Origin of the sequence: Fictibacillus enclensis (assembly GCF_030123385.1) — a bacterium.
Classification (GTDB): Bacteria; Bacillota; Bacilli; order Bacillales; family Fictibacillaceae; genus Fictibacillus_C; species Fictibacillus_C enclensis.
The window spans coordinates 4,737,772-4,758,610 of record NZ_CP126109.1; the positions used below are offsets into that span (position 1 = coordinate 4,737,772).

14 protein-coding genes are annotated in these 20,839 nt (G+C 46.3%); 6 read left to right on the top strand and 8 right to left on the bottom strand.

The window, feature by feature from the left end; genetic code table 11:
* Positions 1–2: 2 nt before the first annotated feature.
* The 3 genes from QNH15_RS24425 to QNH15_RS24435 all read right to left on the bottom strand — a co-directional run bounded on the left by QNH15_RS24425 (position 3) and on the right by QNH15_RS24435 (position 3,108).
* The gene (locus tag QNH15_RS24425) at positions 3–815 is read right to left on the bottom strand and encodes a carbohydrate ABC transporter permease (RefSeq protein ID WP_090236438.1); all 813 of its coding nucleotides are present in this window, start codon (positions 813–815) and stop codon (positions 3–5) included.
* Positions 816–828: 13 nt separating this feature from the next.
* A complete protein-coding gene (locus QNH15_RS24430; RefSeq protein WP_283895752.1) occupies positions 829–1,707 on the bottom strand; it encodes a carbohydrate ABC transporter permease in 879 nt (292 codons plus the stop codon).
* A 135-nt stretch (positions 1,708–1,842) separates the two neighbouring features.
* On the bottom strand, positions 1,843–3,108 hold the full coding sequence (locus tag QNH15_RS24435) for a sugar ABC transporter substrate-binding protein (RefSeq protein ID WP_283891269.1): 1,266 nt from the start codon (positions 3,106–3,108) through the stop codon (positions 1,843–1,845).
* Between the two features lie 390 nt (positions 3,109–3,498).
* On the opposite strand from QNH15_RS24435, the gene QNH15_RS24440 reads away from it, so the two are divergent.
* The 4 genes from QNH15_RS24440 to QNH15_RS24455 are packed head-to-tail and all read left to right on the top strand — an operon-like array spanning position 3,499 to position 10,120.
* A complete protein-coding gene (locus QNH15_RS24440) occupies positions 3,499–5,481 on the top strand; it encodes a WD40 repeat domain-containing protein (RefSeq protein ID WP_283891270.1) in 1,983 nt (660 codons plus the stop codon).
* Between the two features lie 51 nt (positions 5,482–5,532).
* Positions 5,533–5,787, top strand: coding sequence for a hypothetical protein (locus QNH15_RS24445; protein ID WP_283891272.1), 255 nt, complete (start codon positions 5,533–5,535; stop codon positions 5,785–5,787).
* Positions 5,705–8,209, top strand: a complete 2,505-nt coding sequence (locus tag QNH15_RS24450; RefSeq protein ID WP_283891274.1) for a hypothetical protein — start codon at positions 5,705–5,707, stop codon at positions 8,207–8,209. Before QNH15_RS24445 ends, QNH15_RS24450 begins: the two co-directional genes overlap by 83 nt.
* An 18-nt stretch (positions 8,210–8,227) precedes the next feature.
* Positions 8,228–10,120 (top strand): glycoside hydrolase family 84 protein, encoded by a 1,893-nt coding sequence (locus QNH15_RS24455; protein WP_283891276.1) that lies wholly within the window; start codon positions 8,228–8,230, stop codon positions 10,118–10,120.
* Between the two features lie 182 nt (positions 10,121–10,302).
* Here QNH15_RS24455 and QNH15_RS24460 read toward each other — a convergent pair whose 3' ends face one another.
* Positions 10,303–12,981 (bottom strand): S8 family peptidase, encoded by a 2,679-nt coding sequence (locus QNH15_RS24460; RefSeq protein WP_283891278.1) that lies wholly within the window; start codon positions 12,979–12,981, stop codon positions 10,303–10,305.
* Positions 12,982–13,316: 335 nt separating this feature from the next.
* Here QNH15_RS24460 and QNH15_RS24465 point away from each other — a divergent pair, with 335 nt between their 5' ends.
* Positions 13,317–14,066: a sulfite exporter TauE/SafE family protein gene (locus tag QNH15_RS24465; RefSeq protein ID WP_283891280.1), complete on the top strand. Its 750-nt coding sequence runs from the start codon at positions 13,317–13,319 to the stop codon at positions 14,064–14,066.
* 236 nt (positions 14,067–14,302) lie between these two features.
* Here the strand turns inward: QNH15_RS24465 and QNH15_RS24470 are convergent, their stop codons facing one another.
* Positions 14,303–15,601: a S8 family peptidase gene (locus tag QNH15_RS24470; protein ID WP_283891282.1), complete on the bottom strand. Its 1,299-nt coding sequence runs from the start codon at positions 15,599–15,601 to the stop codon at positions 14,303–14,305.
* A 217-nt stretch (positions 15,602–15,818) separates the two neighbouring features.
* On the opposite strand from QNH15_RS24470, the gene QNH15_RS24475 reads away from it, so the two are divergent.
* Positions 15,819–16,490 carry a YetF domain-containing protein gene (locus tag QNH15_RS24475; protein WP_283891284.1) on the top strand — a complete coding sequence of 224 codons (672 nt, stop codon included), beginning with the start codon at positions 15,819–15,821 and terminating at the stop codon, positions 16,488–16,490.
* 11 nt (positions 16,491–16,501) lie between these two features.
* On the opposite strand, the gene QNH15_RS24480 is transcribed toward QNH15_RS24475, so the two are convergent.
* From QNH15_RS24480 to fdhF, 3 genes are all read right to left on the bottom strand, one after another.
* Positions 16,502–17,194, bottom strand: coding sequence for a DUF4396 domain-containing protein (locus QNH15_RS24480; protein ID WP_283891286.1), 693 nt, complete (start codon positions 17,192–17,194; stop codon positions 16,502–16,504).
* 65 nt (positions 17,195–17,259) lie between these two features.
* A complete protein-coding gene (locus tag QNH15_RS24485; protein WP_283891288.1) occupies positions 17,260–17,748 on the bottom strand; it encodes a helical membrane plugin domain-containing protein in 489 nt (162 codons plus the stop codon).
* A complete protein-coding gene (fdhF, locus tag QNH15_RS24490) occupies positions 17,741–20,686 on the bottom strand; it encodes a formate dehydrogenase subunit alpha (protein WP_283891290.1) in 2,946 nt (981 codons plus the stop codon). The genes QNH15_RS24485 and fdhF overlap by 8 nt, the downstream gene beginning before the upstream one ends.
* Between the last annotated feature and the right edge of the window lie 153 nt (positions 20,687–20,839).

Consider the following 20,839-nt stretch of genomic DNA (forward strand, 5'->3'; position numbering starts at 1 on the left):
TTTTACTTTAGGCCGGACAACGCAATTCCTTTAACAAAATAGCGCTGGAAGAAAAGAAAGATTAAGAAGGTTGGAATAAAGGAAAGCACAGAGCCTGCCATCTCCACCCCGAAGTTTCCTTCCTTTGTTAAAAGAGAAGCCAATCCTACCGTTACCGGAAACATATCTTCACTTGTTGTAAAAATTAGCGGAGTCAACAGGTCGTTCCAGTTGGAGATGAAAGCAAAGGTTCCGACCGTTGCGATAACCGGCTTTGACATGGGAAGCATGATTTTAAAGAAGACGGTAAAATCGTTCGCGCCATCCATGTGCGCCGCTTCCTCCAGGTCTTTGGGCAACGTTTGCATGTACTGCCGCACAAAGAAAACGCCAAGGATGCTCCAAATTTCAGGAACAATCAGCGGCCAGTACGTGTTAATCCAGCCAAATTCGCTGAACATAATGTACCTTGGAATGATCAGCAGCTGGCTTGGAAGCATGATGACCGCCATCATCACCCAAAAGATGATTTCCTTGCCCGGAAACTGCTTTTTCGCAAAGATATACCCGAGCACTGCGGCAAAAAACATCTGAGAAAATACCGGAATAATGGTAATGATCAAGGAATTGAGGATCCATTTTGTAAACTTCGCATTGACCAGAATGTACATAAAATTGGAGAGGGAAACGTGTTCCTCTGTTATCCATAAAAAAGGGTTACCGCTGGGAACTTTCATGGGAATAAAGGAACCGCCCAGCATGATCAGAAAGGGGATAATAAACAAGAGCCCCAGCAAGGCGAGAGGAACATATGTCCACCGGGATACTTTATTCATGGTGCACCTCCTTCTATTTGTAGTTCACTTCTTTTCCTAATGCTTTCTTTTGGATCAAAGAGATGCCAAATACGATAAAGAACAAGATATAGGCCAGCACACTGGCATATCCCAGACGCAGAGAGGTGAACCCTTCCTGATAGAGATAGTACACAATGGTAGTGGTAGAGAAGTTCGGCCCGCCGCTTGTTAATAGAAAAGCAGAATCAAAGATTTGAAACGAGCCGATTGTAGTAATGATTGCCACATAGAAATGGATGGGCATCAACAGCGGAAACGTGATTTTCCAGAACAGATGCCACCTGGAAGCACCGTCAATCCTTGCTGCCTCATAAAACTCATCAGGCACAGATTGCAGTCCCGCGTAATAGTAAATCATCGTACTTCCGCACACTTTAAACACACTCAAACCGGCAAGCACCATCATCGCCTGTATCGAATCAGACAAAAACAGCTGGGGCTCGATACCGAATAAGCCAAGGAAAGAATTGATAAACCCGCTTTCGGTTCCTTTGAACAACCACGCCCAAATTCCGGAGATCACCACAAAGGATGTCACGACAGGCAAAAAGTAAATTCCCTTAAAAAATCCGGTTCCCCTTTTCCCGGTATTGATCAACAACGCCAAACACAATCCAAGCGCCATCGTTGGGACAATATAATAAAGTGAAAAGAGAATCGTGTTCCAGATCGCTTTCCAAGCCAGCTGATCAGAGAAAAAATTGATCCAGTTCTTTAAGCCGATAAATTTCGGATCACCGATGATCGGCCAGTCCGTAAAGGTGATGTACAAGCTGAAAAGGATCGGAAACAGATGAAAGATACTAAAATGAACAAGGATGGGAACTAAAAAGATATAAATCATCGCATATTTGTTCCAATGCTTTTTCATTTTAAAAGCACGCGTCGCCGGCCGGGCCGCTGGATGAGGAGCAGTACCGCTCACTGACAAGTTGGAATTTCCCATAAACTCACCTCCCGATTTAGAAAAAGCAAGGCGGGGAGAGATGCCTCCCCCTTCCCTGCATTATTTATTCATCTCTTCCTGTATCGCCTTGGCAGCTCCATCTGCCGCCTGCTGCGGTGTTTTCTTTCCTTGCATCATTTCCTGAAGCTTTGCCTGAATTTGCGGCATGACCGAACGGGAAACAGGGTGGATTACGCCTGGCTTCGCGTACTTTGCATACTCCGTCAGGATTTTCATGTCCTTGTCTTCACTGTAGATGGATGCTGCTGATTTTCTTGGTGGTACATATTTGGTCAACTTGTTGAATGCTTTCAGGCTTTCTGTGCTCGTCATCGATTTGACGAGCTGTGCAGCCAGTTTTTTATTTTCGGAGTTGCCGGAAACAACGAACATTCCGGTTGTTCCGAAGGTTGCCATCTCTTTATTTTTTAACGGTGAACCAATCGCATAATCTTTGAATCCTTTTTCTTTCATCGTCGCAAGAGAAGCTCCGGTTCCCCAATACGCCAGAGATTTTCCTTCCAAAAACAAAGGAAGGTGGTCGGTGGTATTAATGGAATCTTTCGGGATCATCTTGTTTTTATACCAGTTATTGACCAGTTCAAATCCCTTGACGGCATCCGGTTTGTTGATGGCGATTTTTCCATCATCGGTAATGACCTGACCGCCTGCCTGCCAGACATAAGGATAAAGCGTGGCATTTGGCGTATTTCCGCCTTCATAGTTTCGTGCATAATATCCTTTTTTCACAGCCTTTTCAGCCAAAGCATTGAATTCATCCCATGTTTGCGGCAAATGATTTGGATCCCCGCCAAGCTCTTTCAGGATCTTTGTATTGTAGAAGTAGGTTTGCACCTCTTTTAACACCGGAAGACCATACATTTTATCTTTGTACGTAACCGCTTCCAATGACGTTTTGTCAAAATCATTCTTGCCATAGTCGCCAAGCAAATCATCGATTGGTGCGAGCACCCCTTTATCCGCAAACTGAGCCATCATGTCCGGAATCAGGTAAAAGACATCCGGACCTTGTTTCGCGGCCAATGCGGTTAGGATTTTTTGCTCCCGGTTCGCCCAGGGAATTTCTTCAAACTTTACTTTTACATTGGGATACTCTTTCTTGAACCGTTCACCCATCCCTTTGAATACTTCGTTTTGCTTGCTCTTCAGCTCATCACTCACATACGGATGAATCCATACCGTTAGTGTTGCTGATTGTTTCTTGTCCGTGCTCCCACCCGATGCGGCCTCATCCTTGGAACAGGCAGTAAAAAGTAAAAGGAAAGCACATAAAAGAACAATGACCCCGCTTTTTTTCCAGAACATCTCAACTTCCTCCCTTTTTCTGGTTCATAACTGGTACTCAAATTCAGAATAAGTGAGGAGTTTTTAAGTGTCAATATATTCTGTATTTTTGGACATTTTATAGACACCGCTCATTTATTGGCGTTACCAATCCTCAAAAAGCTTCCATATTATTTATCGTCACATTAAAGACAACTCAGTATTTCCTGCTTGAAATGACCTTAAACACCTGTAAGGACTGAATTCTTGACCGCTGTATCAGTCCGTATGTAAATGGAGTAAGCTCCTATTTAACTGAATTTTCTAAAATATCATTGGAGAAGAAAGGGTATTTTTGTATGATTAATAACGAACCAGATATGACCCAAATAAATACTGCTGTGTTTAATCCTTAAGAGGAGGTTTTTGCATGTGAAAAAGTGGTATAGAAACCTGCTGCTCTGCTGTTTGCTTGCTATGTCGTTTTTTTCATTTTCAATGCAAGCACATGCTGCCGGTCAAACCGAAAGACTTGGAACCGCTCACTTTAACATCGGCATTCATTCCAGCGCCTATGGAAAAGGACCAGATGGAAACCAGGCCATCTATGCAGCGGCTAGCGGAACCCCGACAATGCTGAACATTATTAATCCTGTCGACGGTAAAAAAATAGCCACCCATCCATTGAATGGTGCAGCTTCTGCATGGGGAATGGTGGTTGATCCAAATGGATTTGTCTACATTGCGGGAGGTTCCTTTTTATACCGGTACGACCCCAAAACCGATACCGTAACCAACCTTGGAAAACCGGTTCAGAGCGAAACAGCGCTTTGGAGGCTGCAGAGTGACCATTTGGGACGCATTTTCGGCGGCACCTACCCAAACGGCAAAGTGTTCATGTATGACCCAGAAAAGAAGTCATTTACAGACTTCGGACAAGCGGCCGGGGACCAGGGCTACACACGAAGTGTCGCTGTAGCCCAAAGACATGTATATGCGGGGACAGGGGTTAAAAAAGCGCAGTTGGTTGAAATCATGCCGGAAACCGGAAAGAAAAAAAACATACCGCTGCCTGAAAAATTTGCTGACCAGCAGGATCTGTATGATCTTGACGCCTACCGCGGTTTCCTTTTTGCTCGACTTACCCCGTCCAACACGATGCTCGTCTACGATTTAAAGAAGAAGAAATGGGTGGATGAAATTGAAAATGTGAAAGGCTCTCGTGTTTCCCCGCCAGACGCCAAAGGCCTTGTTTATTTCAATATTGGAGATGAACTCTATTCGTACAGATTAACAGACAAGAAGCTCACGCCGACCGGATACAAAGAGAGCTGGAGCAACAAAGGATTCGGATGGATGAATCTGCCCGGACCAGGCATTAAAGGAAAAAGCCTGGTCAGTATGCGGTATAACGGCAGCTTCTGGATCTACAATCCAAAGACAGGACAATCAAAGAGCATTGAAGCTGACATTGAAGGACAGCCGGTGGAAATTCAATCGATTGGCAGAGGACCGGACGGAAACATATACACGAGTGGTTACCCGACCGGAGGATTTACCAAGTATTCTCTTGAAGACCAGGAGTTTACGAGATTCAGAGGCTTCGGACAGGCGGAAAACATGCTGTCAACGGACCGGTTTCTTTATTTGGGAGTATATACCGGCGGAGTGATCTATAAGTATGATCCTGAAAAACCATATGACCATGATCCTGTAAATGTTCCGAAAGCCACCAACCCCCGGGCACTGTTCTCGCTGAAAAGCGACGGACAAGACCGTCCCTTTGGCTGGGCAAAGGGAGACGGAAACCTTTTTATCGGCACGGTTCCTGACTACGGAAAACTTGGAGGAGCACTGACGGTGCTTAACGAGGATACGGAAAGCTATAAGGTTCACTCCAACATTGTCAGCAATCAAAGCATTATTTCCCTCTCTTATAACGACGGTATCGTTTATGGAGGAACGAGTGTATTTGGCGGACTTGGATCCACGCCGACAGAATCGGAAGGCAAACTGTTTGCCTATGATCCGGCTGCCAACAAGAAATTGTTTGAAATTTCACCGCTTCCTGGTGAAAAAGCCATTGGCGCCCTCTCGTTTGACAAGAACGGCTACCTGTGGGGCATGAGCCCCGGCAAGATTTTCAAATTTGACCCTGCCACCAAGCAGGTGATCGGGTCCAAGGAGCTCTTCCCGTTCAGCTGGAGCAGCATCGGTCATTATTGGAGAGGTGTATTTCTCGACTATGATGCAGACGGAAACTTTTACGGCACAACGCTTGGCCAACTGTTCAAGTTCAATCCAGAGACGTGGGAAACTGAAATTCTCGATGAGGATGCTTCACTTTATGCGAAGGACCGGGACGGGAACTTTTACTTTTCCAGAGGAACAGATTTATACCGGTACACCCGGTAAGCGTAATTTTAAAAAAGTGATCGTTTGATTGGAGTACAAGGTGCAAGATCCTTGAAAATGAACACCACATTTTCTTCGCGCGATGGATCGCTGCCGAAGCGTTCCTTGTCCTGCGGGAAAGGCGGGACAGATGAGACCATGGAGGCGCTCGCGCCTGTAAAAGCGAGCAGCCTGAAATGGAAATCAGCAAAGCAACAATTTATTAAGAAGGAGGAGATTTTTGTTGAAAAGGTGGATTTCACTCTGTTTATGTATTGCGATTCTGTTTGGTTTAAGTCTTGGATTCAGCCAACAGGCGTCTGCTAAGGGATCTAGTAAATTAGCGAGGACCTATTTTGGCGAACCTCAAAAGCTGACTGCCCCTCTGAACCAGGCCATTTCCATTTTTAACGGCGCTGTCGGAACGGAAGACGGACACCGCGTCATGTATACAACAACCAAAGGCTTTCCCGCCAAATTAAACGTGCTTGATATTGAAGATTATAAGCTAAAGCGGGTTATCGACCTTGAGGACTCGGAAAACTCATGGGCACATGAAGTCGTCCCGAACGGTGACCTCTACGTAGCCACCGAGGGTGGCGGAGCGAAATTATGGAGATACTCCCCTGTCACCAAAAAAGCAGAATTGGTTTACAAGTTTCCCGGGGAATCGTTTGCTTTCTCCATTACTTCCAATGAAAAAGGAGAAGTATTTGTTGGAACCTACCCAAGCGGTAAAGTGTTTAAATATGATCCGGAAACCAAAAAGGTAACGGATTACGGCCGGATGATTGGAGCTGTGTCCCAGGAATATATCCGTTCACTCGCGGTGATCGGTGATAACATTTATTCCGGAACCGGCCATGGGCAAATCGTCCGCTACAACATGAAAACCGGCGAAAAGGAGGACATCTCCAAATCCATTGGCGAACCCGGCCATATCTATGACCTGGAAAAGGTGGATGACCGCTACCTGTTCGCACGCTATGAGCTTTCCAGCAACGGTTTTATTTACGACACACAAGAAAAGAAATGGCTCGATGTCACCATTCCAAATGTCCGCGGCTTACACGTAGAAGAACAATCGCTCAACAATAAAGTCTATTTTATGACCACGGACAATAAATTGAGGACAGTGGACCTCGACACCTTGAAAATTGAAGACACAGGCATCGAGTACGAAAGCGGTTTTCGTGGAGTGGATTGGGTGGAATTCAATACGCCTGAACTCCCGGGGAAAAGTCTCGTGACCATCAACTTCAGCGGGTATGTCACCATTATTAATCTCGAGACCAAAAAGGTGACACGTCTTCCTTCTCTCGTTCAGTCGACACCGACCGTCATGCAGGCGATCGAAAAAGGACCGGACGGCAATTTCTACATCAGCGGCATGCAGACATCAAAAGGCGCACAGTACAACCCGGTGACTGGAATGGTAACACCTTTTAACCTTGGACAGGGCGACAGTATGGCACCGCTTGGCAATAAAATGCTCATGGGTGTTTATCCGTCAGGGGACATCCGTGCCTATGATCCGGCTCTCCCGCCATCCAACGACAATCCTGAAAAACTGTTTGTGCTCGGAGAATCCCAGAACCGGATTAAAACGATCTCCACAGGCGGAGGAAAAGCATTTATTGGCAGCATTCCATTTTACGGGGAACTTGGCGGTGCACTAACGGTTTATGACCCGGAAGCGGAAGGCGTGAAGTATAAGGTATTCCGTAACGTTGTACAGGACCAGAGTGTTGTTGGCCTCGCCTATAAAGATGGGTTGGTCTATGGCTCGACCTCGATTACAGGTGGCCTTGGAGCTGATCCTACAGCTGAAGAAGCAAAGATTTTTGTATGGGATGTAAAAAATGAAAAGAAAATCAAAGAAATTTCATTGAACATCGAAGGAATTGAAAAACCCCACTTGATCGGAGAGCTTTCCATTGGACCAGACGGACTGCTATGGGGAGCCGTAAAAAATGCCATCTTCGCCCTGGATCCAGAAACCCTTAACGTTGTTAAAAGCAAGAAGGTGTATCCTGACGGTGTACTTCCCGAGGATGCATGGGGATCCATTGATCTAAAATGGTCCGGCGGCCTGCTGTTTGCCAATTTCACCGGCGGCAATCTGACAGCCATCGATCCTGACACCTTAGACAGCCAAAAGATTACAAACGCTTATTCATTTTCCATTGGTGATGACGGTGACATTTATTACTCCCTGGCTTCCAACCGCACCTTGCTGTATAAAATTGAGGTAAATCAAATTGCCAAAGTAAAATCTGTTCATCTGACAAACAGCGGGTTCGAAATCCCCATGATGCATGATCGTGTACCGGGATGGGCATCCATGTTTGCAGCTGACAGCGAAGTGCAGTTCAGTTTAACCAATGAAAAGCATAAAAAAGGCAGAAACAGCTTGAAGCTTGTCGATACTTCCCGCAAGAAGTCCGTAGCCCTGATGAGCCACCCGGTAAAGGTCAATCCTGGCCAGGTCCTGAGAGCACAGACTCAGCTTTATTTAAAAGAAGGCCTTTCAAGCTTTATGCTGCGGTACTACGACAAAGATGGAAAAGAAGTTTCTTCCACACCTGTCCATACCGAATCCGGCTACAACCAATGGCAAAAAGTAACGGTAACAGCAAAAGCTCCAGAAAAAGCAGCTACCGCCAAGGTGCTTGCTTATACAACCGCATATGCGATGACTACGTCTTATTATGATGACATCAAGCTTTCTAAATTAGCGCTAGAATAAAAAAGGAGTGGGTTGAACATGAATAGCCGGATGCCAAAAAGTGAAGGAAGCCTTTTATCTCCAGTACCTCAAGTCGTTAGTTATGGCGAGGAAGGATTCGCCCTTTCACCTGTTGTCTGGCTTGTCACCGGTGTGGACACTCCCCCTGCGGCATTGCTGCAAGTCGAAACTAGCCTCTATCTTGCAGGGGTAAAGGAAGTGGAAATCAGAAGCACGCCCCCGGAAGGCGGTACTGCGGACACAGCCATGCCAGTTGTGATTTATATGGGTAAATTCCCGGCAAACCAGAGCATTTCTGATGCGTTAAATCTTCTTGGAGCTACACCGCCTGAAGCTCTCAATGCTGAAGGATATGTGCTGGCAGCAGGCTCAACGGATTCGGGCACCCATATGATTGTTTTGGCTGGAATTGATGAGAACGGAACCTTTTATGCCGCTCAAACCTTCAGTCAGCTCATTATAAAAAAACACCACTTCGGATGGATTCCCTCTGTTGTCGTGCATGATTGGCCGTCCATGCCAGTCCGGGGTGTAATCGAGGGCTTTTACGGCCCGCCCTGGTCTCATGAAGAACGTCTGAACCAGCTTTCCTTTTACAGCAAGCACAAGATGAATGCCTATGTGTATGCACCAAAAGATGATCCTTATCATCGTGAAAAATGGCGAACTCCCTATCCACAGGACAAAATGGAGGAAATCAAGCAGCTGGTTGATGCAGCAAAAAGGAACCATATTACCTTTACATTTGCCATCTCACCAGGCAACAGCATTACCTTTTCTGATGATACAGAATTTCAGGATCTCATGAATAAAGCACAGGCAGTCTGGGAGATTGGCGTGCGGTCATTTGCTCTTTACCTGGATGATATTGATCCCGCACTCCGCTTTCCAAGGGACAAAGAAAAATTCGGAGGAGATCATAATCCTCCTGCTGCGGCCCAGGCTTTCCTTCTCAACCGTTTTAATGATGAATTTATAAAAACACATCCTGGGGCAAAGCCATTAATCACCGTACCGACTGAATATTATGAAGAAGGCACTTCTCCTTATCGGGAACAATTTGCGGCGCTCGTGCAGCCGGATATTATCGTCCAATGGACCGGAATAGGAGTAGTCGCTCCATCCATACGTGTCAAGGATGCCCAGTTTATTCACGGTATCTTCCAGCATCCGCTTTTAATATGGGACAATTACCCCGTGAATGATTTTGACCGCAACCGGCTGTTCCTTGCACCGCTTTACGGCAGAGACGCGGAACTGTATAAGGAAGATGAAATCATCGGGATAACAGCCAATCCAATGAATGAAGCAGAAGCTTCAAAAATCCCGCTGTATACCATGGCAGAGTATATGTGGAATCCATCAGGTTATGAGCCCGAGGCGTCACTGCAAAAAAGTCTCTTAGAGTTTTCGGGCGGCAGAGAAATGAAGGCCCTGAGACTGTTTGTGGAAAGCTGTTATGGCAGTCTATTAAACAACCATAAAGAGCCGCTTTCTCTCCAGTTGGAGCCACTGATGGACGCTTTTTGGGAACTGAAGGAAAAGGGAGCTTTTACAGCGGAGGCAAAAGAGCTGCTTCACCAATTCGTTGAACTGAAAAATGTACCAGATCAGCTCCATCATCTGGGTAATCCGAATTTTCTGAAGGAAACAGAGCCCTATTTACTCAAACTTTCCTTGTATGGAGCCGCTGGAGAAGCAGCGGTACAGCTTGTTCTGATGGAGAAAGAGGGCGATGCTTCCCAGGCGGATATTCAGAGAGTCATTCTTGAACGCCTGGTCGAAAAACTGGTTTCTATTCCGCAAAAATTGAGTTTAAGCGTGATGAATTTGTTCATTAACAGGGTTATTGGCCGTGAGGCATTGACTGAAGGAACAAAAGCGGACTCTCCGGCACCTACTATTTACTGATCGAGGGAGTTAATTTCAAATGATCCTCAATTATTTTCAAAAAAGGCGGTTTAATTTTCAAAATCAGCTCTTATTTTCAAACCGTTTAAGTCCATAAGGATTCGATGTAATTCGTCTTAATCAAATGGAAAAACCCCCTGTACGCACCGGAAGGACCATGTGCTGCAGGGGGCTTTTTCTATTTACTTCACCGTCACTTTGGCGGCTTTGCTCTCACGCTTGGCAAGGTCGGTTACGGTGACGTAAAGAACCGTGCCTTTCTTTTGTTTCTTGATTTTTGCGGAGAACGTGCCTTTTGAGCTGACTTTGGCAGTAGAAATTACTTTTTTCTTCTTATCTTTCACTTTGATGGTTCCGTCGGCAACTGAATTTCCTTTGACAGCTACTGACTTCGCCGTCACCTTGCTTACTTTCGGCATATCAGGTGCCGGTGCTTTTTTGACGACTGCCTTAAGGGCCGTTTTTGCAGCGCCTTTGGCCATTTGTACATGGAGCACCTGGTTGGCTTTTTGAACCGGCACTTTGACGGCGAATGTTCCTGTTTTAGAAACAGTTGCCTCACCTAGTGTCTTGCTGCCGTTTTTCACGGTCACTTTGGAACCGATGCTTGCTACACCGGACACCTTGTTCATATTATCAAGGACCGGATCCACTTTTGCGTTCAGTTCAACGGCGCTCAGTGCTTTAAACGCATCGAGTCTGCCATGTCCGGAAGCTGTATCATAGCCCGGAACCGGTTTGGATGGTTCTTCGTATTCATCTCCTGGATTGTCCACTTCACCGAATGAAATGTCATCGGCGGTCTGTGTTAAAATCCTTTCAACATCCTTCGCTTTAAGACGAGGATTTTCGGACAGCAGCAATCCTGCGACAGCAGCAACATGCGGTGTGGCCATGGATGTACCGGACATGAGCGTTATATTTCCGTTTGGCACAAGGCTTGGTATATTGGAGCCCGGTGCAACAAGATCCAGCCCGGATCCGTAGTTGGAATAGTCGGCCACAACGTCCAATTTATTGGTTGCACCTACACCAATCGCATATTTTGAAGAGCCCGGGTAGCTGACTGCCGATGTTCCATCATTACCGGTTGCCACCACGATGGTCGCCCCTTTGTCGGAAGCATACTTCATCGCATATTCAAGGACCCGGCTGTAGCCTCCCCCAAGACTGAGGTTAATGACCTTCGCGCCTTTATCCGCGGCATACATGATGCCCATGGCGATTTGCTCGGTATCACCGGAACCAGAAGCATCCAGCACTTTTACCGGAAGGATTTTCGCTTTTTGGTCAATGCCGGTCATTGAATATCCATTGTCGGCCTGTGCCGCGATAATGCCGGAGACATGTGTTCCGTGCCCCATATCATCCAGCGGTGCTGCATCCGGGGTAACAAAGTTCTTTCCGATATCGCTTCGTACTTTATTGCTCAAATCGGCGAGTGTGTAATCCACTCCGGTATCAACAACAGCGATCAATGTATCTTTTGCTTTTGGGTTCACCAGTTTGGACATTGATTCATAGTTAATGTCGGCTCCCTTGTTGCCTCCATCTATACCTTTGTTCTTCAATGACCATTGATATGGATACTCCACGTCATTGGCCAGTGAGTGGTAACGCTGCACAGGCTCGGCAAATTCAACGCCAGGCAGTTTGGAAAGGGCAGCTGCTGCAGCATTTACAGAGGTTTTTGCGCTTTTAGAGGTTGCGCTGTATGTGCCGGAAGCTTTTTCTCCATCCACTTTAACCACGTACATGTTGCCATTCATTTTCTTTTGAGACTGAAACGCAGAACGGGCGGTGGACTGAATGCCGTACGTTTGCAGTTTTTGATTCAATGATTTGCTTGTGTATCCATCTTTCATTTTTACAATAAGCTTGCTGGTTACATCTTTCGTTCTCTCTGGAACAAGGTTATTTTTTTCCAGCAGGTCGGAAAGCTTTTTGCCTTTAAGGGCATTAATGCCTGCCTGCTTGCCAATCTTTTCGATATCTTTTTTATACTTGTCTGGTGCTGCGCCCAGGGCGATTTTGTATAGCGCCTGAATGGCCGTCTGGTCTTTGCTGGATAACACATATGTGCTTTCTGCTCCGTTCTCGGCCAATTCATTGAATAGAGGCTTCAACGCAACAAGATGGTTGTATACATCTTCGCGAAGATCCTTGTGAAGCATCATCTTTCCTACAAGAAACGGTGCGGTTTTGTAATATAGCGAAGAAAGTGACTTTCCTTCGTCCGTTTGTGACAACAAGCCATCACGAAGCTGGCGGAGCTGGGTCAGCAGCGCGGCTCCTGACTTTTTCTGGCCCGCACTCATTTCAACCGGGCACTCTTCCCCTGCTTGTTCAGTGGCAGGTGGATGCTTGACGCCTTTATAGCCAATCGTGTAATTGACCTTTTCCTGCTCATTGGCCGCTGGCGGTTCCTCAGTTTCGGGATCTTCACCAAGGTATTCCACCTTTATGTAATAAGGTCCCTTCCAGGCATGCGGCATTTCGAGTTTTACCGGCTCATCCGGAGTGGTAAATCCACGATACATATCAAATGTTTGATCATTTGCCGCATTCTCAATGCTGGAATACGCGGAAATGTTAAGGCTGCCCTCACTCGCAAGCGAGATTTCCATATGGGAATCCTTTTGAATCTCATCGTTATCCGGGGTAATTTTGTACCATTGTGTTTGTTCAGGTGCATCAAAGGAATTTTCAACGTCTTTTCCTTTTGTCAGCGGTGCTGCATTTTCAAGCGATGTCGAACCTTGGGCATTTGCCACTTGTCCGGATGCCGGTGCAAAGAATCCTGCCACCAGCGCGAAGACGAGCAGCAGCGCTGTCCATTGTGCCGTTTTTTTCGCGTTCATTGCGTTACCTCCTCTTGTTTGGTGTAAAAAGGAACAGGCCGAATTTGGCCATAACGCTATTAAAACATATTTTCAAAGCTTAATAGGTAAATTATTCAAAAAGTACCAGAAAAGCATTCGAAGGTCCCGAACTAAAAAAGCGATACATTTTTTTCTGGTAGTTCCCGCCTAAAAGATTGCCAGAACCAGTCAGCATGCCGATCACATAAAAGTTTCCAGTTGAAAGAATCCAATAAACCCCAGCCATTGATTTCTTCAGTCGTTTTGCTTTAGTATAATAAAGAAAGAACATCAAGAATGACGGATATTCCGCCAAAGAAAGGAATCCTTTTATCGTGCTTATTACCTTGACCATGCTTGTCATTGGGCTGATCTGTGGATTTATCGGCGTTGGCGGAGCAGGTTTTATTATTTCAATCCTTGTCCTTTTTCACATACCCATTCATACGGCACTGGGAACTTCCCTTGCCGCCATGGCCTTTACGACGTTGTCAGGAACCTACAGTCATATGAAGGAAGGAAATATCGCCCTCCGTGCCGGTGTTTGGACCGGCGGGTTTGGCGCAATTGCAGCGTATTTCGGCTCGAGGCTGTCTTCCCTTATCCCCAGTGAGCATCTGCACTATTTAACAGCAGGAATGCTGTTGTTGTCCGCTGTTCTGCTTATCGTCCGCTTCTTTATTTCAAAAGGAAGAATCGAAGAAACCATCAACGAGAAACTGGGCTATCCTACACTTCTCATGAAGGCATTAATTCTCGGGATGACCACCGGCCTCTTGTCTGGCGCTTTTGGCATCGGCTCTGCACCATTTATCCAGATTGGGCTGCTGCTCATTTTCGGCCTTTCCATCCGGCAATCGATCGGGACGACCATGCTGGTTATCCTCCCCATTGCGGTTGGAGGCGGCTTCGGCTATGTGATGCAAGGCTATCTTGACTATATGCTGCTCCTGCAGGTGCTTGCCGGCACAATGATCGGTGCGTATCTTGGGGCAAAGCTGACAAAGTTCGCTCCGAAACCTTTATTGAAGACCGCTATGGTGGCAACTCCTGTTGTTGCCGCCTTGCTGATTTTATTTGAATAGCAATAAAAAGGAGCTGTCCTGAAAGTCAAAAATTGACCTTCAGGCAGCTCCTTTTTGCGTAAAAAACTTCCATGAAAGTTGATTGTAGTGGAAGGCGCGAGACTCCTGTGGGACTAGCGTGACAGGTGAGACTACCGCAGGTGCTTGCGCCAAGAGGCTCACCGCACGCCCCACGGAAAGCGAGCGGCCTGGAACGAAAATCAACGACTTCCAGACTTCTTGGACAGCCCCTTTTTTTATATCAACTTGCTGACATCGAGATAGCCGTGGCCTTGTGAGTTGGCTGGCAGTCCCCAGTCTTCTGCTGCACTGATTAACTTTTCTTTCACTTGATCAGGCGTAAAATCCGGATTTTGCTCGAGTACAAGGGCGGCTACACCTGCACAAATTGGAGTGGCCATGGACGTTCCGGACAGCGAAAAGTAATCGTTTGCTACACGGCTGTCCTTGGATGCCTTGTCCAAATACGAGCCGGGAGAACGCAAGGATACAATGTTAACACCAGGTGTTAGAATATCAGGCTTGGTAATACCGTCAATGGTCGGTCCGCGGCTGGAGAAGCTGGCGATCTTGTCGTCGCTGCGATCTAACGTATTTTGATCATCAATCGCCCCTACTGTTATGATCTTCGAACTGATTCCCGGACTTGAAACCGTATTGTCATCCGGTCCTTCATTTCCGGCCGCCACGCAAACTACAATTCCTACTTGCCAGGCTTTTTCCACGGCTTTTACAACCGGGTCATCTGCTGCTGGCTGGGTAGCGCTGCTGCCAAGTGACATGGAAATCACTTTAATGTTGTATTCTTCCTTGTTATCAATGCACCACTGCACACCTGCAATCACAGTGGATAAAGAACCGGATCCCATTTTGTTGAGCACTTTTACGCCTACAAGATTGGCTTCAGGCGCAGGCCCTCTGTACTTGCCGTCTGACAAGTAGCCGTTACCCGCTGCATCGCCTGCGCAGTGGGTGCCATGTCCGTTATCATCATAGGCTTGACTTTTCTGGTTGACGAAATCCTGAAATCCAATAATGCGGTCTTTTATGTCTGAGTGCGGATAAATTCCTGTATCAACGATGGCAATCGTAATATCCTTTCCTGTCACCCCTGATTGATTCAGCACATCAGCATGAATCGACGGTGAAGCTTTATCCAGCAATGCTTTTACTTCACGGTCGTAATGTATTTTTTTGATATGAGTGCAATTGGTTAACAGATCTTCTACCGCATTGGCGGTTAGGGTTGCAGAGCAAAACGGAATACTGCCAAACTGGTGATGAACCTTGCACTTGCGGTGTGACGCTATGAGCTCATGGACCTGAGTCGCCCCAAGCACATTCGCTTCCTCTTCATGAAACTCAATCAACACCTTCATCTTATTGCGTTTTTTCAGCCATTTTTCTATGCTGCTGTGAAGAAAACAAGGTACCTTGCGCATCGGCCGATACAAATTCACAAGTTTAGAACGCATATGAAGGTCCAGCTTATCGGCATGCTGGCGCACTAGTTTTATCATTGAAAATCCAAACACCGAGATTCCCCCTTTTTATTAGAGTTGTATTATTCTATGAAAATAGCAGGAATGTGCAGCGGTGTTTGTCCTATGGTTTGCTAGATTCCATAAAAATGATAGATTTGCCCATAAAAAACAGCCCTCCTTGGAGAGCCAAAAATGGCCTCCTCGGAGAGCCGTCCAGATGTTATATTTCTATTCCTTTTGTCAAAAATGATAAAAAGGAGAGATGTGCATGAGTGCTATTGAATTAATTATCCGTGTGGTGATTGCCTATATTTTTTTGTTGCTGCTGACGAGGCTGATGGGAAGAAAAGAAATCAGCCAGATGACGTTTTTTAACTTTATATCCGCGATTGTATTCGGCACTTTGGGCGGTACTCTGATTACTGATCCCAACATGAGTATCCGTAACGGTTTAATTGTTGTGGCCTGTTGGGGAGCTATCACCATTATTGCCGGCTATCTTAATCTCAAATCCAAAATGGCGCGAAACCTGATGACAGGAGAACCCGTCATTTTGGTCCGGGACGGATTAATAATGGAAGAAACGTTAAAACGGGTACGGCTGGATATAAACTCGCTTATGACCAAGCTACGGGATAAAGAAGTTTTCTCTATAGCCGATGTTGATTACGCGATCTTTGAAACGGATGGAAAGCTTTCTGTTATGAAAAAAGGAAACGGACAACAATCCCCCACCCCCAAACCGGCGATTTTCCCATTTCCGACAGAGGTGATTTCTGACGGTAAAATCAATACGGCCAATTTGGATAAACTTCAGCTTGATGAAGCATGGCTTCGCCAGCAATTGCAGCAACAAAGCATTACATCGATCAGCGACGTATTTTTTGCACAAGTTCAAAAGGACGGAACGCTGTATATCGACAAACGCGATGACCAGTAAGTTCTATTCCGTTACATCGCATGCTTGACGCCTTTTTTCACCAAATACCAATTCGCCGGATAGCTTGTGCCAAAGCCGATCATCATGGCAATTTGCATCATAAACCAGAACACCGGACCGTTTGGCTTTGGAGGTTCTGAGAAGAACACGTAATGGGACAGGGCCATCCAGGCAAACATTCCGATTTCAAAAGCAATCAAGGACCAGGTATCGGCTTTGATCGCATTTTTGAGCTTTTCTTCTGCCGGTTTTGAGCCCATTCCCATGCCGTAATACTGAAAAGCAATACCGAGAATGTAAGCCAAGACAAATTCGACCACATAATCGGCAAAAAGTGTGCTGCCCGCCATTGTTAGCCCGGTTAAAAAGACAATCGGAGCGCCGAGAAGATCGCCAAGTGAGCAGCCGCTGCTGCAATGCGTCGTGGATACGACGACACTTTGCCAAAACGGTTTATCACTGTGATGCATTTCTTTGTGATCCGAATGGTTCATGTGGTGATCCATTTTCTGTTTCGCATCCGGAACACCCAGCTTGTAATACATCCATAAGCCAATCAATGGGAAGTAGAGCCCGGTAATGGGCCAAACCACATTCATTACTTTCATCGTTTGCGGGTGGCTGATGACATGAACCAAAACAATGAGGAATTGCAAAACACCAATTCCAATTCCAACGTATGATACGATTTCAAGCCACTGCATGTTGACTGCACCTCTTTCTATAGAAGGATTGATTGGAAAAGCGGCCCTTATAGAGCCGCTTTTGTTTATTTCTTTTCATCGGAAGGACCATGACCGATTCCACGGAGAAGCTGGAGCAAGATGTACACTCCGCGGCTGACTTCCGGATCCTTCAGCGTTTTGATCAGTTTAATGAATCCAACATCCTCAACACTCGGCACCTCTGTTCCCTCTTCCTTTTGCTTACGTGTGTACCGGGTGGTCAGTTCGTCAATGACTTCTAAGTTCAGCATACCCAGAAATTCGATTAACCGGGTAAAGTTATGAAGAATGGTTGAATTCGGCTTATTGTTGGCTTCAAAGGCGAGATTCCCCATAATATGCTCCTGTTTGGCGACCATCGCATTCATCATGGCAAGGTTGCCGCTCTCATGCAGAAGACTGAAAAACCGTACAGTCTCAAGCATAGCCTCTTTATTATCTGACAACACATCAAGCAATTCAGTCAGATTGTCTTCCTTTATCTTCTCCTTGGGAATCTCCATGCGCTTTATATCTTTAATCCGCTCAGCCATCTTGTTTTACCTCCTCATTACCAGGAAAAATGTAATCCTCCCGATCCCACTTCTTCTGTACATCCACGCCATACTGCGGATTGCGTTTTCCTCTTCTGTAGTTGTACAGCGGGAGCGGTGAATCTCCTTTTTTGTCCAACACTTCTATTTTGGCTGGCACTTCTTTGTAAGCAGGGGTATTGGTATCTTTGTCCGTAACGTTGCTCGTTAAATAATTGATGGCGCTTTTGCCGTTGTCATTGAGCGGAAGGTACGCCTCCTGTCCGAACACTTCCTTTGAAATATGCACTTGGGTAACCGCTTCTCCATTTTCATTGGAAATTTTTATCTTCGAGCCTTCTTCCATTCCATACTTTTCTGCCGCCTCCTCTGACACTGCAATCCATGAATTTGGCACTTTTGTACGGATTCCTTTTGTATGGTACGTCATATTGCCTTCATGGAAATGCTCCAGAATACGTCCATTGTTAATATGGAGATGGTGTTCCTCATCGATATGATAGTGGCGGGCAAAATTAACCGGATGCAGCTTTGCTTTACCATCCGGGAACGGGAAACCGTCCGTGAATAAAAGAGGTGTATCTTTTCCCTCTTCATTTACCGGCCACTGCAGGCTCTTAAAGTTCTCGAGCCGCTCATAGCTGACACCAGCAAAGATCGGTACCAGACCTGCCGCCTCCGCCATGATATCGGCAGGAGAAGAATAGTTCCAATCAAACCCAAGCCGTTTGGCAATCTCGCAATAGATCTCCCAGTCCGGCTTGGATTCGCCAAGCGGATCCATGGCCGGATACAAACGCTGGATTCTCCGCTCAGTATTTGTGAAGGTTCCTTCTTTTTCAAGACTTGGTGAAGCGGGCAGCACGACATCGGCATACTCCGCCGTGTTGGTTAAAAAGAGATCCTGCACCACAAAGAAATCCAGTTTTTCAAACGCTTTGGTCACATAATTAATATTGGAGTCCACCACACCCATGTCTTCCCCGGTAACATAGAGAGATTTCAGCTTGCCGTCATAGATTCCCTGTACCATCTCATGGTTATCCATTCCTTCATTCGTGGACAGCTTGACTTGCCAAGCCTGTTCGAACTTCGCCACCGCATCCGCATCACTGATTTTTTGATACCCTGGCAATGTGTTCGGCATGCTTCCGAAGTCACTGGCCCCCTGCACGTTATTGTGGCCGCGCAGCGGGTATGCACCGGTTCCGGTACGGCCATAATTGCCGGTAACAAGCAACAGATTGGAGATGGCAGTGGACGTGTCCGCGCCGATCTGATGCTGCGTGATTCCCATCGCCCAGCAAATGCACGTTTTGTCTGAATCACGAATGGCTTCTGCCACTTGAATCAGTGTTTCCTTTGAAATTCCCGTAATCTCTTCGGCAGTTCCTAATGTAAAAGGCTTAAGGCTTTCAACATACTCTTCAAAATCATTGACTTTTTCTGCTATAAATGCTTCATCATGCCATCCCATGTCAATGATGTATTTGGCAATGGCTGAAATCCACACCAGGTCTGTTCCAGGCTCAGGATGGATGTAAAGATCCGCTCGTTCTGCCATTTCATGCTTCCGGAGATCGGCAACGATCAACTTTTGTCCAAACATCTTGTGGGAGCGCTTGATTTTGGAGGCAAGCACTGGATGAGCCTCGGCCGTATTGGAACCTACAATGATCACGAGCTCTGCTGCTTCAAGATCATGCATGGACCCGGCATCTCCCCCGTATCCCACTGTCCGGTTAAGGCCTTTTGTGGCCGGGGACTGGCAGTAACGGGAGCAATTATCAATATTGTTCGTTCCGATGACCTGGCGGGCAATTTTCTGAATTAGATAGGACTCTTCATTGGTCGCTTTGGACGAAGCGATAAAACCTAGAGCATCAGGGCCGTGCTTTTCCTTTATTTCCTTGAACTTATCCGTGATGTAGTCAAGGGCTTCGTCCCATTCCACTTCTTTAAAATATTCGCCTTCACGCATCAGCGGACGGGTCAGACGTGCTTCGCTGTTGATATGGCCCCAGGCGAATTTCCCCTTGATGCAGGACATGATGCCGTTGGCAGGACCTTCCGGAACCGGTTCCATCTTGAGGATTTCACGGCCTTTAGTCCAGGCTTCAAAGCTGCAGCCGACTCCGCAATACGTGCAAACCGTTTTTGTTTTCTTGATCTGGTCTTCTCTCATCTTCGCTTCCGAATCCGAAATGGCAAAAAGCGGTCCATAGCCTGTTTCGGCTTCCTTCGTCACATCAATCATGGAACGCAAAAAATCGGGGCGGATATCAGTCAAATAACCAGCCTGTCCCTGCATGCTGTTCTCCATCAAGGCGTTGCACGGGCATACGGTTACACATTGTCCGCAGCTTACACACGATGATTCCTCGATCGGAACATTGTCATCCCAGATCACCCGGGGCTGCTGAAGGTCCCAATCAATGGAAAGTGTTTCATTGACTTCAACCGTCTGGCATACTTCCACACATTGTCCGCACAGAATACACTGATCAGGGTCATATCTGTAAAATTTCCCTTTATCAAGGTCATACCCTTTGACTTTAAAATTTTTGATTTGATGTTCCAGCCCCATGTCCTTCACGGTATTGTGAATGGTGCAGTCCCCATTGTTGTTGTCACATACTGTGCAATACAATTCATGATTTTCAAGGATATTGTCCATCGCCTTAAACTGGGCATCCTTCACTTGGGGCGTATCCGTCTGGATTTCCATTCCTTCTTGTATGGGAGTTCCACACCCTCTGACTATCTCACCATTTACAAGAACGGCACACGTATCGCATGTTTCGATCGGGCCCAGACTTTCCTGGTAGCAAACGTGCGGAAGGTAAATATTTTTGTCCAGCAGAACCTGCAGAACACTTTGTCCTTGTTCAGCCTCGAATTGATCCCCGTTTATGACAACTGAAAGTTTGTTTTCCATCTGTCTCCTCCTCAACGTGGTTTAATGCGAAATAAAAAGTTTTAATATCCATTTATTTAAAAGAACAGGAGCGCCGTACACGAAGTTAATTCCTTACAGTGTAAAGTTTTATACAGAAAAAAGAAGAGTGGCGGGCAAACTGGCCACGAACAA

Coding starts and splice junctions, on each gene's coding strand:
- QNH15_RS24425 (WP_090236438.1), bottom strand. CDS start 815: ATGAATAAAGTATCCCGGTGGACATATGTTCCTCTCGCCTTGCTGGGG.
- QNH15_RS24485 (WP_283891288.1), bottom strand. CDS start 17,748: ATGGCTGAGCGGATTAAAGATATAAAGCGCATGGAGATTCCCAAGGAG.
- QNH15_RS24460 (WP_283891278.1), bottom strand. CDS start 12,981: ATGAACGCGAAAAAAACGGCACAATGGACAGCGCTGCTGCTCGTCTTC.
- QNH15_RS24435 (WP_283891269.1), bottom strand. CDS start 3,108: ATGTTCTGGAAAAAAAGCGGGGTCATTGTTCTTTTATGTGCTTTCCTT.
- QNH15_RS24480 (WP_283891286.1), bottom strand. CDS start 17,194: ATGCAGTGGCTTGAAATCGTATCATACGTTGGAATTGGAATTGGTGTT.
- QNH15_RS24475 (WP_283891284.1), top strand. CDS start 15,819: ATGAGTGCTATTGAATTAATTATCCGTGTGGTGATTGCCTATATTTTT.
- QNH15_RS24455 (WP_283891276.1), top strand. CDS start 8,228: ATGAATAGCCGGATGCCAAAAAGTGAAGGAAGCCTTTTATCTCCAGTA.
- fdhF (WP_283891290.1), bottom strand. CDS start 20,686: ATGGAAAACAAACTTTCAGTTGTCATAAACGGGGATCAATTCGAGGCT.
- QNH15_RS24430 (WP_283895752.1), bottom strand. CDS start 1,707: ATGAAAAAGCATTGGAACAAATATGCGATGATTTATATCTTTTTAGTT.